Here is a 14,697-nt window from a genome sequence, read left to right as displayed (position 1 = left end):
GAGCTGCAGATGGAAAAAAGAGGCTTATCCAGGTGCTTTCTCTTCAGTTGAAAAGGAAGCATCCTGGTATTGGCTGCGAATTTCATCAATTTCCTGCTTTTCTCCTATGATTGACAATTCATCTTTTGCTTTTAATACCGAATTGCCATGTGGAAAAATGATCTTACCTTGTCTTTTGATGACTGTAATCAGAGATTTCTGCGGTAGACGTAATTCCTGAATCATCTTTCCGATCAGCACGCCTGAGGGCTTACTCTCCTCAAGTAGGATGTTGATAAAGCGTTCATCCCTAAGCAGGATTTGCCGCAGTGCGTTTTCATCCTCAGCGTCCAGCCATCTTTTGGGAAAGTTTTCATTGTCCAGGATTTCTGCCAGATGGGCCAGCATTCTCAGATGTTGGCCGGAATGTTTCTTGGAACTGATTAAAAAAATCACAGCATGTAATTTTTTGTGCCAGTTTCTCTTTTTTGCCTTGAACAACTCAAAATACCCGAACTTAACCGGAATCCCCTCTTTGAAACGGGCAATGGCCACCTCTGAATCAATGTCTTCCTCAAAGCGAATATGCTTTAAAGCAGTGGTTTTTCCGATGGCAATCAATCCCTCTTCTTTTTCATCCTGAAAAGCCTTCATCAAACTTTTCTTTTTAAGGCCAGTCCTCCTGGTAAAGTGCTCTGACACTTTTTCCAACAATTGCCCGTAGTCGTATTCCTCTGCCCCTGCATCCAGGATCAGGGCCCGGCTGATAACCCTTTCGTAGGGATCTTCTGCTCTCAGGCCTCTCTCCTTCATCATGTTCCAAAGCTCCATTTCAAGGCCATCATACCTTCTTTGCCCCAGTTTGCTGTAGACATGAAACATGGCGCCTTCCCTTTTGACCTTATCTTTGGCATAGCTGAAGTACCAAAAAATGCTGGCACCGATGATTAAAAATGTAAAAATGAGCGATAAGAAACCCATTTCAATTATCAAAAACAAGGAAAACAAAAGGCCGGTGATCTGTACCCAGGGATAATAGGGTGACCTGAATCCGGGGTCATAACCTTTCAATTCGCTCTCACGCATAACGATCACACAAATATTCAATAACCCAAAAAGCATGAGTTGAAAGGTGCTCGCAATTTTGGCGACGGATTCTACATTAAACATTAGCAACAAAAAAACCATCAGTCCTGTAGTGGCCACTGTTGCATAAAATGGGGTTTGGAATTTTCCCAGTTTTCCGAAATAGGCTGGAATCAACTTGTCTCTGGCCATTCCAAGAGGGTACCTGGCAGCAGACATGATTCCTGCATTTGCAGTAGAAGCAAATGCTGCGATGGCTGCAGTGACTACGAGGATCAGGCCTGTCTTGCCGGGTAACCAGTTCATAAACAGCTCCCCTGCTGTCGCCACAGGTGTCAGATCAGAAAAGAAAACCTCCTTTTCCAGTAATGATACCATGATAAAAACACCGATTACATAGATAATGGTGGCCGTTGCCAGCGAATAGATCATGGCCAGAGGAATGTTTCTGTCAGGATCCCTGACTTCTTCCGCCACACTGGCGACTTTGGTCAAACCTGCATAGGAAACAAAAACCAGGCCGATGGAACCAAAAAATCCAGTGGTTCCATTCAGGAATAACACATCATACTCTTCCCTCAAATGGGTGAAAAAATCATATTGAAAAACACTTGTCAAACCCTGAATGGCATAAAAAGTTAAGATCAATACCAGGGTAGCAACCAATACTTTTTGCAACCAACCCGCTTCTTTGGAGCCGATGATGTTGGTGAACCCAAAAGTGAGGGTAAGACCAATGGCCACGGGCGTGATAGGCACATCAATGAATAGCGCAATATATGCTCCCATACCAATGAGTGCGAATGCACTTTTGAATATCAGGGCAAACCAGGATCCAATGCCACCTATGGTTCCGAATAAGGGACCCAAACTCCGGTCTATAAAATAATACGCCCCTCCGGCCCTCGGCATTGCTGTGGCCAATTCAGCTACACTGAGCATGGTGGGGTACATCATGAAGCCAGCTACCAGATAGGCCAATACTACCGAAGGACCAGTCATGGCCGCAGCAAGTCCTGGCAATAAGAAAAAGCCTGAACTGAACATGGCGCCTGTGCTGATGGCGTACACATCAAAAAGCCGCAAGTTTTTTTTCAATCTTATTTCTGACATTAAACCTGGTTTGTTAAAGCGATTTTCAGGATTACATGCAATTCGAGTTTGATTATGGCACTGATTAAAAATAAATAAAAAAAATCATATTTTTATTTACTTCTCCTATAAAAACCAAGGTAAGACCTGATTGCTTTTTATTTTCTCCATCAAATACAAAATCTACTACCCAATCAGGAAGAAAGCACCTTATTTTGTAAATCATTTTTATGCCTATAAATTTGTATTTCAAATAAATTATTATGTAATTTGAAATATTATTATTTCAACAGACAGCATATGAGGGCGGTGGTAATTTTTACTTTGATTTTTCTTTTGATCAGCAGTACCTGGTTGGATGCCAGACAAAATGCTTGCAGTGTCAACCAAATGGCTGTGCAGCGGCAAATAGTGGATCTTGATCAAAATGGAAGCCTGGAAGGTTTTGCAGGTGATAGGGGACAGTTTACCCTGATGCAATACCACAACAATGGGCAAAAACTTTGGGAGCTTCAACTTCCTAAAACATCGGCGAATTCCAAATTTGATCTGATTGCTTCTGCAGATGGCGGGGAGATTTTTGTGCTTGCCATAAGTCCATCCTTAAAAGGACCGGGAACAGCACTCATTCACCAGATCCGTAAAGGCAAGTTGATCAGAACCCTGGCTTTTGAAGACCAGCAAAAACTGATGGGTGAATCGCTGCATGCCGTATTTGCGGATAAAGCGTATCTGTATTTTTTGACCGCAGATCAGGATCCGGACAAATTCAGGATGGGTAAGGCCCCGAAAATGAGTTTTTTGCTCAACCGTTTCAGCACCAGGGATCTTTTCTTTGATCAGGTCAGTGTTGAACTTCCCCAAATTCCCGACAGCAGGTGGAATCCGCTATGGACTTTTGCCGGGCAGGTAGGTCAGGAAAAGTACATGGTTCTGAAAGATGCAGATCTGTTTTCAAATACACTCCATTGCGAGGTAATCAGTTTTGACCATGATGGTCATTTAATGAGGAATTTTGAGCTGAATTATACCCCTGGAAAGCAATCCATACGCCCCTCCTTTCACGTGGATGACAATGACCGCAATTTTGTCCTGGCAACGGACTACAATTACCTGGGCTATGCTTCCTTTGGTCCTGCTCCCTCCGGGAAGGCATACAGGATAGGTGCATTTTTTGGCTTTACGCTTGATGAACAAACAGGAGCTTTTTATATCAGCGGGCTTTCAGGGGAAGAATCTTTTGGAAAAAATCCATTTCACTTTAAAGCGCAGAATTACAACGGCTTTTACCTGAGCAAATTCAATGCAAAGGGAGAATTGCTTTGGGAAGCTGGTCATGTGGCTGACGGAAAACACCTCTCGGAGACTGACTTCAGGAAGCGCCAACGACCTGTTCAAAAATACTCCGCTATTGAACTGATTGCAGCTACCCGTGAAGTCAATTATTCCATACGGGTAGGGGGCAACGATTTCAGTTTCTTGATGGATGACAAGGAAGGGGAGCTGATGGCGATCAACGGCATGCTGATTTCCGGTCAGGGAAAAGCATTAACTGAGGCGGACAAATCACTTCCAACTGCAGAAGAGGGTCTTTTCCGGATGGTGACAAATCCTGCAAAGCAGGGGAAGGAACAAGCGCAGGCGGGTAGCAGACCTGTTCTCGCCTTTTAGGGTAATTTTTTCTAAACCAGCTTTTTCCTCAATCCAAAGGAGTTATCAGGAGAGGATTTCTTTGATCACATTTCCGTGCACATCGGTCAGCCTGAAGTTCCTGCCCTGGAATTCATAGGTCAATTGCTCATGGTCAAATCCCAGCCTTTCCAGAATGGTGGCTTGCAGGTCATGCACGTGGGTTCTCCCTTCAATACCATAATAGCCTATTTCATCTGTCTCTCCATGCACTTTTCCCTTTTTGATACCAGCTCCTGCCATCCACATGGTAAAGGCTTCCAGGTGATGGTCCCTACCGTCAAAACCTACTCCTGTTCGCGCTTCCATCATAGGGGTACGCCCAAACTCCCCTCCCCAGACCACCAGGGTTTCTTCCAAAAGACCTCTTTGTTTCAGATCCTTTAGTAGGGCTGCAATGGGTTGATCAATGGCTTTGCAGGACCGGCGCATCCCATCTCCCACACCATTTCCGGCACCCACACCATGGGTGTCCCAACGGTTATCAAACAATTGAATGAACCGTACGCCTTTTTCTACCAACCTTCTGGCCAGCAGGCAATTGTTGGCAAAGGAGGCTTTTCCCGGAGAAGTTCCATACATCTGATGGATATAGTCTGGCTCATCATTTATATTCATGGTTTCCGGTACAGAGGTCTGCATGCGGAATGCCAGTTCATATTGGGAAATCCGGGTGAGTATTTCGGGATCCCCGGATTGTTGGTATTCCATTTCATTGATCTTGTTGATGGCCGCTATGGATTTTTTGCGCAAAGGGGCATCTATGGAGTTTGGATTGGATAAAAAAAGTACCGGATCGCCTTCCGAGCGGCACTGTACCCCCTGATAAACGGTAGGTAAAAAGCCACTTCCCCAGGCACTTTTTCCAGCACTGATGGCACCACCACCGGAAGTCAATACCACATAACCCGGCAAATCTTTATTTTCAGATCCCAAACCATACACAGACCAGGCGCCAATGCTAGGTTTGCCAAGTCTTGGGCTACCGGTATGCATGAAAAGCTGTGCAGGGGCATGATTAAATTCATTGGTATGCATGGCCTTCAGCAAACTAACCTCATCCACCATTTGGGCAAATTCGGGCATGTAATCTGATACATACGTTCCAGACTGTCCGTGTCTGCCAAAGTTAGCCTGAGGGCCAAGTAGTTTAGGAGTTCCTTTCAGGAAGGCAAATTCCTTCCCTTCCATGAGGGATTTGGGGGTATCTTTGCCATTCAGCTGCAGAAGGGTCGGTTTAAAGTCAAAAAGCTCCAGATGAGATGGCCCTCCCGCCATGTGCAGGAAAATGACACTTTTTGCTTTTGGGGCAAAATGGGGGCCTTTTCCTGCCAGGCCTGCTCCGGATTTAGCTTCGGGATGCTGTTCCCCACATCCCATTATGGATCCCAGTGCCAATGCACCCAGTCCAGACGTACATTTTTTTAAGAAATGTCTCCTGCTGTTGTATTGTGCCTTGCGGATAAAAGCTTCTTCCCAAATGTTCATGTTATCTTCTGGTTATAAATTCATCTAAATTCAGCATGGCATTACTCACCAATCGCATGGCGGCCAATTTTGGGTTTGCGTCCAGGTCTTTGCCTTCCTGCTCGTAATACGCCAAAGACTCCTGATAAAGCTGGTGTAAGACTTCCACCTTTTCCTGCTCGGGAGGTTTTGCTGTAACCAGCTGAAGGTTTTTTTCAATACCTGCTTTGATATCTTCCCCACTTTCTTCCAAAATTCTCTTTGCCCAGGCACTGGCAGCCTCTACATATACAGGGTCATTCAATAAAACGAGGGATTGCAACGGAGTGTTTGTCCTTACTCTTCTGGAGGTACATACTTCCCTGGATGGACTGTCGAAAGTCACCATGGAGGGGTAGGGATGTGTTCTTTTCCAATAGGTGTAAACCGCTCTCCGGTATTTGTCCTGGCCCTCGCTTTCAAACCAGAACCTTCCACCGAAACCGATGATATTTTCCGGTTGATAAGGCATTACGCTAGGGCCGTAAAGTTCCCTGTTCAGCAAACCGCTGATAGCCAGTGCCTGATCCCGGATGGTTTCCGCCGGGAGCCGGGTCCGGGATCCCCTGGAAAGGTATTTGTTGTAAGGGTCCTTGGCTAATTTTACATCGCTGCTGACCGAACTCTGACGGTAACTTGCAGACATCACGATCATTTTGATGAGGGATTTCATGGACCAGTTGTGGTCCTCTCTGAAGGTCACCGCCAACCAGTCCAGTAGCTCGGGATGGGTAGGAGCTATGCCCTGGCTGCCAAAATCTTCCATACTTTCCACAATGCCAAAACCAAATAGCTGTTCCCAGATCCGGTTTACCATGACTCTTGCCGTTAACGGGTTTTCTTCACTTACCAGCCAGGTGGCAAAATCCATCCTGTCCGGGTCTGGCTCGTTAATGCTGCCCATGATTTCGGGAATACCAGCCTGAACTTCCTTACCTGCAGATCTCCAATCTCCGCGCTCAAAGACATGGGTCTTCCTGGATTTATTTTCTGGCAAATCACGTAGGATCGGCGTTTGAACTACTTTTACAGCCAATAGCTCATCCAATTTTTGTTGCAAGGCTTGAGGATACTGGTCTTTCGCGGGAGCCTTTTCATGGTAATACAGCCAATCCACCCTTACCAGATCCTGGGCAAAAATCCGGTCTTTTTTAAAATAGTAATAAACATCTCTTTTACCCTTTACAGGGGTAATGGGTATTTTTAACGTATTCCATTTTGCGGGACGGTTACCGGGGAAGCCCTGACCAGTTACCTGAAAAGTCCCCTCTCCTATTTTGCTGCCCAGTATGGAATCCAGTCTTATTTCTACCCTGGCACCTGTAAGGGAGGCATAGCCCAGGGAAATGGCTTCCACCTCCGTCAGGTCTACCTGCTCAAACTTGATCCAGGAACTGTCCTGTACCTGCCATATGGAAGCCTGATCGTGGGCAACCAATTCGATGAAGCGGCTTTTGTCCTGAAACTCCTCTGCTTCCACCCTGCGGTGCCCCAGGGTATAAAGCAATTCCTGCTTTTGCTGATGCAGGAATTCATCAGAGACATGGGCTAATTTATCTGCTGGTTCCAGCTGTTCATTTACCCAGGTAAGCAGCTTTTTGACCTTTTCCTTTTCGGCAGGTTCATAGGTAAAAACCTTGGGTTGTTCATTATAGAGGTCCTTGTCCTGCGTATTATTAAAAAAGGCCATGGATTTATAAAAATCTTCATGCCGGATGGGATCATAAGGGTGGCTGTGGCATTGCACACAGGCCATGGTGGTGCCCTGCCAGACTTCAAAAGTAGTGCCCACCCTTTCCATAGTGGCAGCAACCCTGAATTCCTCATCATTGGTGCCCCCTTCATCATTGGCCATGGTATTTCTGTGAAAAGCAGTGGCAAGCAGGTCCTTTTCCCTGGCTTGGGGCAATAGGTCCCCGGCGATCTGAGCAATGGTAAAAGTATCGTAGGGCATGTCCTTGTTAAAAGCCTCAATCAACCAGTCCCTGTATTTCCAAATTTCCCTGTGGAGGTCTTTTTCATATCCTTTGGAGTCAGCATACCTGGCCAGGTCCATCCAAAAGGAAGCCCATTTTTCCCCGAAGTGGGGCGAATCGAGCAAACGGTCCACCGCAGTTTCATAGGCCTCGGGAGAGCTGTCATTTTTAAATGCCTCATAGTCTTCGAGACTGGGAGGAATGCCGGTAATATCCAGGGCGAGTCTTCTCAGGAGGATTTCTTTGGAGGCTTCCGGATTGGGCGCAAGTTCCATTTCTTCCAGCTTGCCGAATATAAAATGATCGATTCCATTTTTTGCTTCCATACCTTTTGGTATAGTGGGAGGGGTAATATCATCATCAGGAGGGATGTAGGCCCAGTGTTTTTCCCAGACTGCGCCCTGGTTGATCCATTTTTTAATCAGTTCAATTTCCTGATCGGACAAAGGTGCTTTACCCAGTGGCATGCGCATTTCCGGATCATGATGACTCAAGCGTTTTACCATCTCGGATGCGGATGCATCTCCCGGTACAATGGCCGGTTTACCGGATTCTGTGGGCATTTTTGCCTCAGATTCAAATAGCATTGAAAACCCCCCGGATTGCTTGACTCCACCGTGACAGGAGATGCATTTATTATTGACAATAGGACGGATGTCCCGGTTGTAACTTATCTTGTCGTCCTTTGGCCATGCCCAATAAATGGCCAAGGCAAAAAGGGGCAATACAAATATCAGGTTCCGGTACTTCATTTAATCGGGCTTTCCATAGATCCACAAAGTAGCAAATTATGCCATCATTGTCAAAACCCAATCCTGTACTGTGCTGTAGAGCAGGTATAAAACAGTTTGCTATTTAATGTTGTTTTATTTATATTTTGAGTTATAGACAGGATAGTACAGGCTAGTTTTGTCCACCAATTTAATTATAATTGTAATGCTTTATTTCCAGTTGGTGAGGGCAGAACATCATTTTACGCTTTTCCTGATCTGAAAAGTTGATTTGAAGCGAAAATAAAAAGTTTTGTAAGAAAGAAATGAATTTCATGAAACATAGAATTATGGCCATTATATGGCTGATAGCAGCTGTTTTGCTAATCACAATTCCGGGAGATGGATTGCTGGCTGCAGCACTTCAGGAACAGGCTGTAGAAAGCGAACCTTTCTGGTTATGGAAATTTTTGGGACGATTGCATCCGCTGGCAGTTCACTTTCCGGTAAGTTTATTGTTGTTTGCGGCTGTTCTGGAACTATTTACGCTGAAAAATTTTAATCACAAGCTGAGGCCGGGTATTGATTTGCTGGTATGGGCAGGGGTAGCCGGAGCGGTGCTTGCCGCTGTACTTGGCTGGGTCCTGGCTACAGTGGAGGATTATGGGGGCAATACCCTGGATGTACATCAGTGGACAGGTATTACCACGGCATTCCTTGGTTTACTGCTCATTTATTTTTTGAGAAAATCCGAAAACGGGAATAATCTGCAGGCAGTTAAGGCATTTCGTTCCGTGTTATTTATTTCAGCCGTTGGGGTATCCGTGGCCGGTCACTTCGGTGCTTCTCTTACCCATGGGGAAGACTACCTTACCAGTACATTTCCCTGGAATGAGGATGACTATTCCCCCGAAGATCTTAATATTGATTTGGTAGCTTTTGGAGAAGAAGGCGAGCTCAGTGAACAGAAGCAGGTGGAGCTGGTGGGAAAAGTAAGGGCTGTTTTTGCCCATAATTGTTACAAATGCCACAGTGATGCCAAGATCAAGGGAGAATTAAGGCTGGATGAGCGGGAATATGTTTTTGAAGGAGGGGAATCCGGTCCTGTGATCGTTCCCGGAAATCCTGGTAAAAGCGACCTGGTAAGAAGGATCAAGCTGCCAAAGGACCATGAAGACGCCATGCCTTCCAAAGGTAAGGTGCTTTCAACCGATGAAATTGCCTTGATTTCTTTTTGGGTCGAAAGAGGTGCACCATGGCCAGATGCGGCCAGTGAGGTAAGTGAATACAGGGTGGCTGCCCTGGAACCAAGAAGACCCAATGTACCCGCTCCAAGAAAAGGTATGAACCAGCCCATAGATATTTGGGTGGATGAATATTTTCAGGAACAGGACATTACATGGAAAGATCCGGTAGATGATAAGACATACCTGAGAAGAATATATCTGGATATCATCGGCTTGCTACCAGATCCGGAGACCTACAAGGCTTTTCTGGAAGATTCCCGACCAAATAAAAGGGCTGCCTGGGTGGAAGAATTGCTCAACCGAAATGACGATTACGCCACCCATTGGATGACCTTCTGGAATGATGCTTTAAGAAACGATTATACCGGTACGGGTTACATTACCAAGGGCAGGTACGCCATTACCGATTGGTTGTATACTTCTTTGAGGGAAAACAAGCCCTATGACCAGTTTGTCAAACAACTGCTTGATCCTGATGAAAAGTCCAAAGGATTTATTGAAGGCATTCGCTGGCGGGGAGATGTGAACGCCAGCCAGGTTACGGAAATGCAGGCAGCACAAAATGTGGGGCAGGTGATCCTGGGCCTGAACCTTAAATGCGCATCCTGCCATGACAGTTTTATCAGTGATTGGAAATTGGAAGAGGCCTATGCCTTTGCCAATATATTTGCGGATACCACCCTTGAAGTAAGCCGCTGCGAAACCCCGATAGGAAAAAAGGCCAGCACAAAAATTTTATGGGAGGAATTGGGAGAAATTGACAGCACAGCAAGCAGGGACAAAAAACTGGAGCAACTGGCAGAATACCTCGTGCAACCTGCCAATGGCAGGATGTACAGGACCATTGTAAATCGGATATGGAAGCAAATGATGGGAAGAGGTTTGGTGGAGCCTGCTGATGAGATGGACAATTTACCCTGGAGCCAGGATTTACTGGATTGGATGGCTACTGATTTTGAAGACAATGGTTATGACTTGAAAAACCTGATATATAAAATTGCAATATCAAAGGCTTACCAGCAACCTTCGATAGGGGTGGAAGATCCGCAGTACCTGACAGATGATGATTTTGTATTCGAAGGAGTGGTGAGAAGGAGATTGACGGCTGAGCAATTTGCCGATGGTGTGAGTCAAAATATCAATCCGCTTTTTGAGATGGAGGCATTGAAATACAATCCGAATGAGCTGGCAGTATCGGAAGAGCCATCTATGCCTTTTGCCAGGGCATCACTGGTAGCCAATAATGACTTCCTGAAAGCCCTGGGCCGGCCAAACCGTGAGGTAGTATCGACCAGCAGGGACAGCCAGGCCAGCTTGCTACAAGCCCTGGAGCTTACCAACGGCGAAACCCTGAACGAGGCCTTAAAAGATGGTGCCATGAAGTGGAAAGAGAAATACAATGATGGTGACATTATTGTGCATGAAACCTATCGCCAACTTCTGGGAAGAGACCCCCATCAAAATGAATTCAATGTGGCCATGGAGGTTTTGGGAGAGGATCCCGAACCCGCAGCCATTCAGGATTTATTTTGGGCAGTTTTGTTGTTGCCTGAATTTCAATTAATTTACTGATCAAAAGCAATTAGCGATGAATTATAACTGGAAAAGAAGGGATTTTCTAAAAAAGACAAGTGCAGCGAGCATTGCAGCTATGGCTGCAGGCATGCCCATGTCGGGCTTGCTTTCTTCATGTTCCACAAAGGAGAAAATAAAAAGTTCCGCCGATACAGTAATCCTTCTTTATATGGCGGGGGGCATGGCCCATACAGAGACTTTCGACCCAAAAAAATATACGCCATTCCGCAAAGGAATGGAATCGAAGGAGGTATTGAGTACCTTTCCATCCTTTCCTACTGCGCTTGATGGTATTGAATTTTCAGAAGGTTTGGAAAATATTGGGCAGATAATGGATCGGGGGACACTTATCCGATCCTATGTGGCTGCAGATTTGGGGCATATCCTGCATACCCGTCACCAATATCATTGGCACACTTGTTATGAACCGCCTCAATCAGTGGCCGTTCCGCATATGGGATCCTGGATGGCCAAAGAACTTGGCCCTGTTAATCCCGTTATTCCACCCTTTATCAATATCGGACAAAGGTTTACTGTGGGTGAAGGAGAAGAGTTAAAGGCTTTTCACAGTGCGGGATTTTTAGGCAGTGAATACGGCCCTTTTCTGATACCCGACCCTACTTCCGGGCTGGATAGTGTGCGGCCGCCGGTGGGCATGTCCAATAAACGGTTTGAAGCCAGAAACCAATTGTATGAACGTCTGGTTCAGGAAAGTGCAATGGGTGAGTTTGGCTCTGATTACCAAAAGGAATCGCTGAAGCGGTCCATGGAACAGGCCTATATGCTGCTTAATTCCCCTGAGGCAAAAGCTTTTGACCTGAGTCAAGAGCCCAAAGAAAAATACGATATTTACAATACAGGTAAATTTGGACTAGGTTGTCTGATGGCCAAAAGGCTGGTAGATCAGGGAGCACGTTTTATTAGTGTAACTTCAGAATATGAACCCTTTGTAGGCTGGGATACCCATGAGAATGGACATACCCGCCTGGTGGACATGAAAAAACTGATAGATGCCCCCATAGCCCAGCTGATCAAGGACCTGGATGAAAGTGGCCGTCTGGACCGTACCATGGTCATTGTGGCTAGCGAATTCAGCCGCGACATGCTTACAGAGGGCAGGCCCGGTGCCAAGGTCAAGGACCAGGTGGAGGTACCGGATATCATTGAAGACATGAAAAACTACGGCATGCACCGGCATTTTACAGATGGTTGTTCTGTATTGATGTTTGGTGGAGGCGTCAAAAGGGGACATGTGTATGGTAAGACAGCAGATGAGCGGCCTTGCAAGAGCATTGAGAAACCCATAAAAATTGCTGCTTTGCACCAGACCATTTATCATGCACTGGGCATAGACCCCGAAACCAATTACGAGATTGAAAAGAGACCTTTTTATACCACTCCGGATGGAGAGGGAGAGGCAGAAATGGATTTACTGGCTTAATTAAAAAAAATGAAAAACAACTTAAACCCAAGAAGGGAATTTATCAGGAAAACCGGCCTTTCAGTATTGGCAGGCGCGGTGGTTCCCAATATCATCATCAACAAAACCTACGCCATGAAGAAAGAAACTATTTTGGGACACGGATCTCACCGGTACCGGGTCATTGAAGGTTGGGGAAACCTGGACCCTTCCAAAAACCCCGTCAATGATTGCCACGAAATGGTTGAAGACGCAAAGGGCAGGTTGATTTTGCTGACCAATGAAACCAAAAATAATGTCATCATTTATGACAAGTCTGGTAAATTACTCGAAACCTGGGGTACCAGTTACCCCGGTGCCCACGGCCTGACCATCAGTGATGAGGGTGGAGAGGAGTTTTTGTACATTGCCGACAATACCCGTAGTCAGGTCATCAAAACCGATCTGAAAGGGAATGAAATCATGGTGCTGGATTATCCCAAAGAAACCGGGAATTACGATTATCCCCGTCAGTTTGTGCCAACCGAAACTGCCATCAATCCGGCCAATGGAGACATTTATATCGTCGACGGTTATGGCAGGAATTACGTTACCCAATATGATGCCAAAGGCAATCTAATCCGGCAATTTGGTGGTTCAGGCGAAAGCGATGAAACCTTCAATTGTTGTCATGGTATACTGGTAGATACCCGGGACCAGGCCAACCCCACCTTGCTGATAACAGACCGGGGTCATATGCAGTACAAAAGATTTACCCTTGATGGAAAATACATCAAAACCATACCCATGCCAGGTTCATTTGTCTGCAGGCCTGTTTTGAGAGGGCAAAATGTCTATGCTGCTGTATACCGCAGCACTTCCCAATCTTATCCCAACTCCGGTTACATCACCGTATTGGATGCCAATGACCAGGTAGTGTCGACACCCGGAGGGACGGCTCCTGAATATGTGAACGGAAAACTTCAGGAACAGCGAAAAGATCTGAGTTTTCAGGGCTTTATGCATCCACATGATGTCTGTGTAGACCGGGATGAAAACATCTACGTGCCTCAGTGGGCTTCCCAAAAAACCTATCCGGTGAAGTTGGAGCGGGTGTAAATTTTTGTAAGAAGTGTCTGAGGGTTTAAAAAGGGTCTGACAGGTCTAATCCGTCAGACCCTTTTTTATCCTAAATAGGATTGGAATGCTATAGCAGCATTCAATTTTTTTTATATATCGGCAGGACATATTGGTTATTGCTTTCGTATAGGCTAAAACTAAATTTTAAAAGGTATGACCAAACATCATTTACATGTTTCCCTTTTTATAACACTGCTATTTATAGTTGTCCAGGCCTGCACCGACTCCGGAGAAGACTTTGACCATGCTGGACTTTACGGTTCCTGGAAAATGGTTGATTTTCACGAGCACCACCAATTGAACTAGGTCAATTCCCTGGTGCTAAATCGGGATGGGAGCTACCAAAAATCTATAACTTATCGTGATCTCGAGACGGAAGCAATCGTTGGCTATTACCATTTTCAGGAGGGAAGTTTTACCCTTGAGGCCGAAACGATCGTTTTTGAGGCCGAACAAGATCTTTTTATCGGAAACGAAGCGACATGGGGAACCATGGATGACCTTATTGAAATGGAAATCAATGCCGATGCCCAACCTGTAATTTCTACTTTGGAATATAGGGAAGAGGGGTCAAAATTGGTTATTATCACGGAATGCAATGATGTGTTACTTTCCATGTGCGCACCCAATCCGGTGTATTCAAGGGTATCTCCTTTAGCTTGAGTTACCAGATTTTTTTCAATATAGGAGCAAGTAAAAAACATAAATTTAATCAACCTAAAAAATGAAAAAAACATTCTATTTATTGGCACTACTTTTATTTTGTAATATGGTTTACTCTTGTGAATCCGGTGTTCTGGAACATCAAAATGACTTCGAAGCAAGTCAAGCAACCTGGATGAACTTTAAAGAATCGTCGGACAATTCCTATACCTACACAGTCGTTTTCGGAAGTTGGGTAGGTTTTTCCTGGGAAACCACCCTTACTGTAATCGATGGGTCGGTTGCTAAGAGACATTTTAAATATACAACCCTACCAGAAGACTTGTCAGAGGAGATCCCGGAAGAAGAATTGGAATGGACGGAAGAGGAAGGCGAACTGGGCAGCCATCAAAACGGAGCCGAACCATTGACCCTGGACGAAGTGTATACAAAAGCCCAACAAGAATGGCTTGTGGAAAGAGAAAACGCTGTAACCTATTTTGAGAGGGAGAACAACGGGATGATCTCCACCTGTGGTTATGTGGAAAATAATTGCGTCGATGATTGTTTTATCGGCATCAAAATAGCACGAATTGAAGCTCTTTAAACACGGATATTTGTCAAAAAAAAGTAGTTGCAAACAAAGTTTATAGGAT

The 14,697-nt window shown here is 45.4% G+C and carries 10 protein-coding genes; 7 read left to right on the top strand and 3 right to left on the bottom strand.

Going from position 1 to position 14,697, the window contains the following annotated elements:
* Positions 1-24: 24 nt before the first annotated feature.
* The gene (locus tag HUJ21_RS01645; RefSeq protein WP_291366787.1) at positions 25-2,178 is read right to left on the bottom strand and encodes an amino acid permease; all 2,154 of its coding nucleotides are present in this window, start codon (positions 2,176-2,178) and stop codon (positions 25-27) included.
* Positions 2,179-2,427: 249 nt separating this feature from the next.
* On the opposite strand from HUJ21_RS01645, the gene HUJ21_RS01640 reads away from it, so the two are divergent.
* Positions 2,428-3,828 (top strand): hypothetical protein, encoded by a 1,401-nt coding sequence (locus HUJ21_RS01640; RefSeq protein ID WP_291366785.1) that lies wholly within the window; start codon positions 2,428-2,430, stop codon positions 3,826-3,828.
* A 45-nt stretch (positions 3,829-3,873) separates the two neighbouring features.
* Here HUJ21_RS01640 and HUJ21_RS01635 read toward each other — a convergent pair whose 3' ends face one another.
* Both HUJ21_RS01635 and HUJ21_RS01630 read right to left on the bottom strand, forming a co-directional pair.
* Positions 3,874-5,334, bottom strand: coding sequence for a DUF1501 domain-containing protein (locus HUJ21_RS01635; RefSeq protein ID WP_291366783.1), 1,461 nt, complete (start codon positions 5,332-5,334; stop codon positions 3,874-3,876).
* A gap of 1 nt (position 5,335) precedes the next feature.
* A complete protein-coding gene (locus HUJ21_RS01630; protein ID WP_291366781.1) occupies positions 5,336-8,080 on the bottom strand; it encodes a DUF1553 domain-containing protein in 2,745 nt (914 codons plus the stop codon).
* Positions 8,081-8,373: 293 nt separating this feature from the next.
* Between HUJ21_RS01630 and HUJ21_RS01625 the strand changes: the two genes are divergently transcribed.
* The 6 genes from HUJ21_RS01625 (at position 8,374) to HUJ21_RS01600 (ending at position 14,648) form a co-directional block, all read left to right on the top strand.
* The gene (locus tag HUJ21_RS01625) at positions 8,374-10,857 is read left to right on the top strand and encodes a PSD1 and planctomycete cytochrome C domain-containing protein (RefSeq protein ID WP_291366779.1); all 2,484 of its coding nucleotides are present in this window, start codon (positions 8,374-8,376) and stop codon (positions 10,855-10,857) included.
* 16 nt (positions 10,858-10,873) lie between these two features.
* Complete coding sequence (locus HUJ21_RS01620; RefSeq protein WP_291366777.1) at positions 10,874-12,301, top strand: DUF1501 domain-containing protein; 1,428 nt, start codon at positions 10,874-10,876, stop codon at positions 12,299-12,301.
* A 9-nt stretch (positions 12,302-12,310) separates the two neighbouring features.
* Positions 12,311-13,378 carry a 6-bladed beta-propeller gene (locus HUJ21_RS01615; RefSeq protein ID WP_291366775.1) on the top strand — a complete coding sequence of 356 codons (1,068 nt, stop codon included), beginning with the start codon at positions 12,311-12,313 and terminating at the stop codon, positions 13,376-13,378.
* A 174-nt stretch (positions 13,379-13,552) separates the two neighbouring features.
* Positions 13,553-13,705, top strand: coding sequence for a hypothetical protein (locus tag HUJ21_RS01610; RefSeq protein WP_291366774.1), 153 nt, complete (start codon positions 13,553-13,555; stop codon positions 13,703-13,705).
* A 12-nt stretch (positions 13,706-13,717) separates the two neighbouring features.
* On the top strand, positions 13,718-14,062 hold the full coding sequence (locus tag HUJ21_RS01605) for a hypothetical protein (protein WP_291366772.1): 345 nt from the start codon (positions 13,718-13,720) through the stop codon (positions 14,060-14,062).
* Positions 14,063-14,123: 61 nt separating this feature from the next.
* Positions 14,124-14,648, top strand: a complete 525-nt coding sequence (locus tag HUJ21_RS01600) for a hypothetical protein (protein ID WP_291366770.1) — start codon at positions 14,124-14,126, stop codon at positions 14,646-14,648.
* Positions 14,649-14,697 lie beyond the last annotated feature (49 nt).

Source organism: Cyclobacterium sp., assembly GCF_014762705.1.
Classification (GTDB): domain Bacteria; phylum Bacteroidota; class Bacteroidia; order Cytophagales; family Cyclobacteriaceae; genus Cyclobacterium.
Note: the sequence above shows the minus strand (reverse complement) of the source record. Positions and strands in the feature narration are given on the sequence as shown.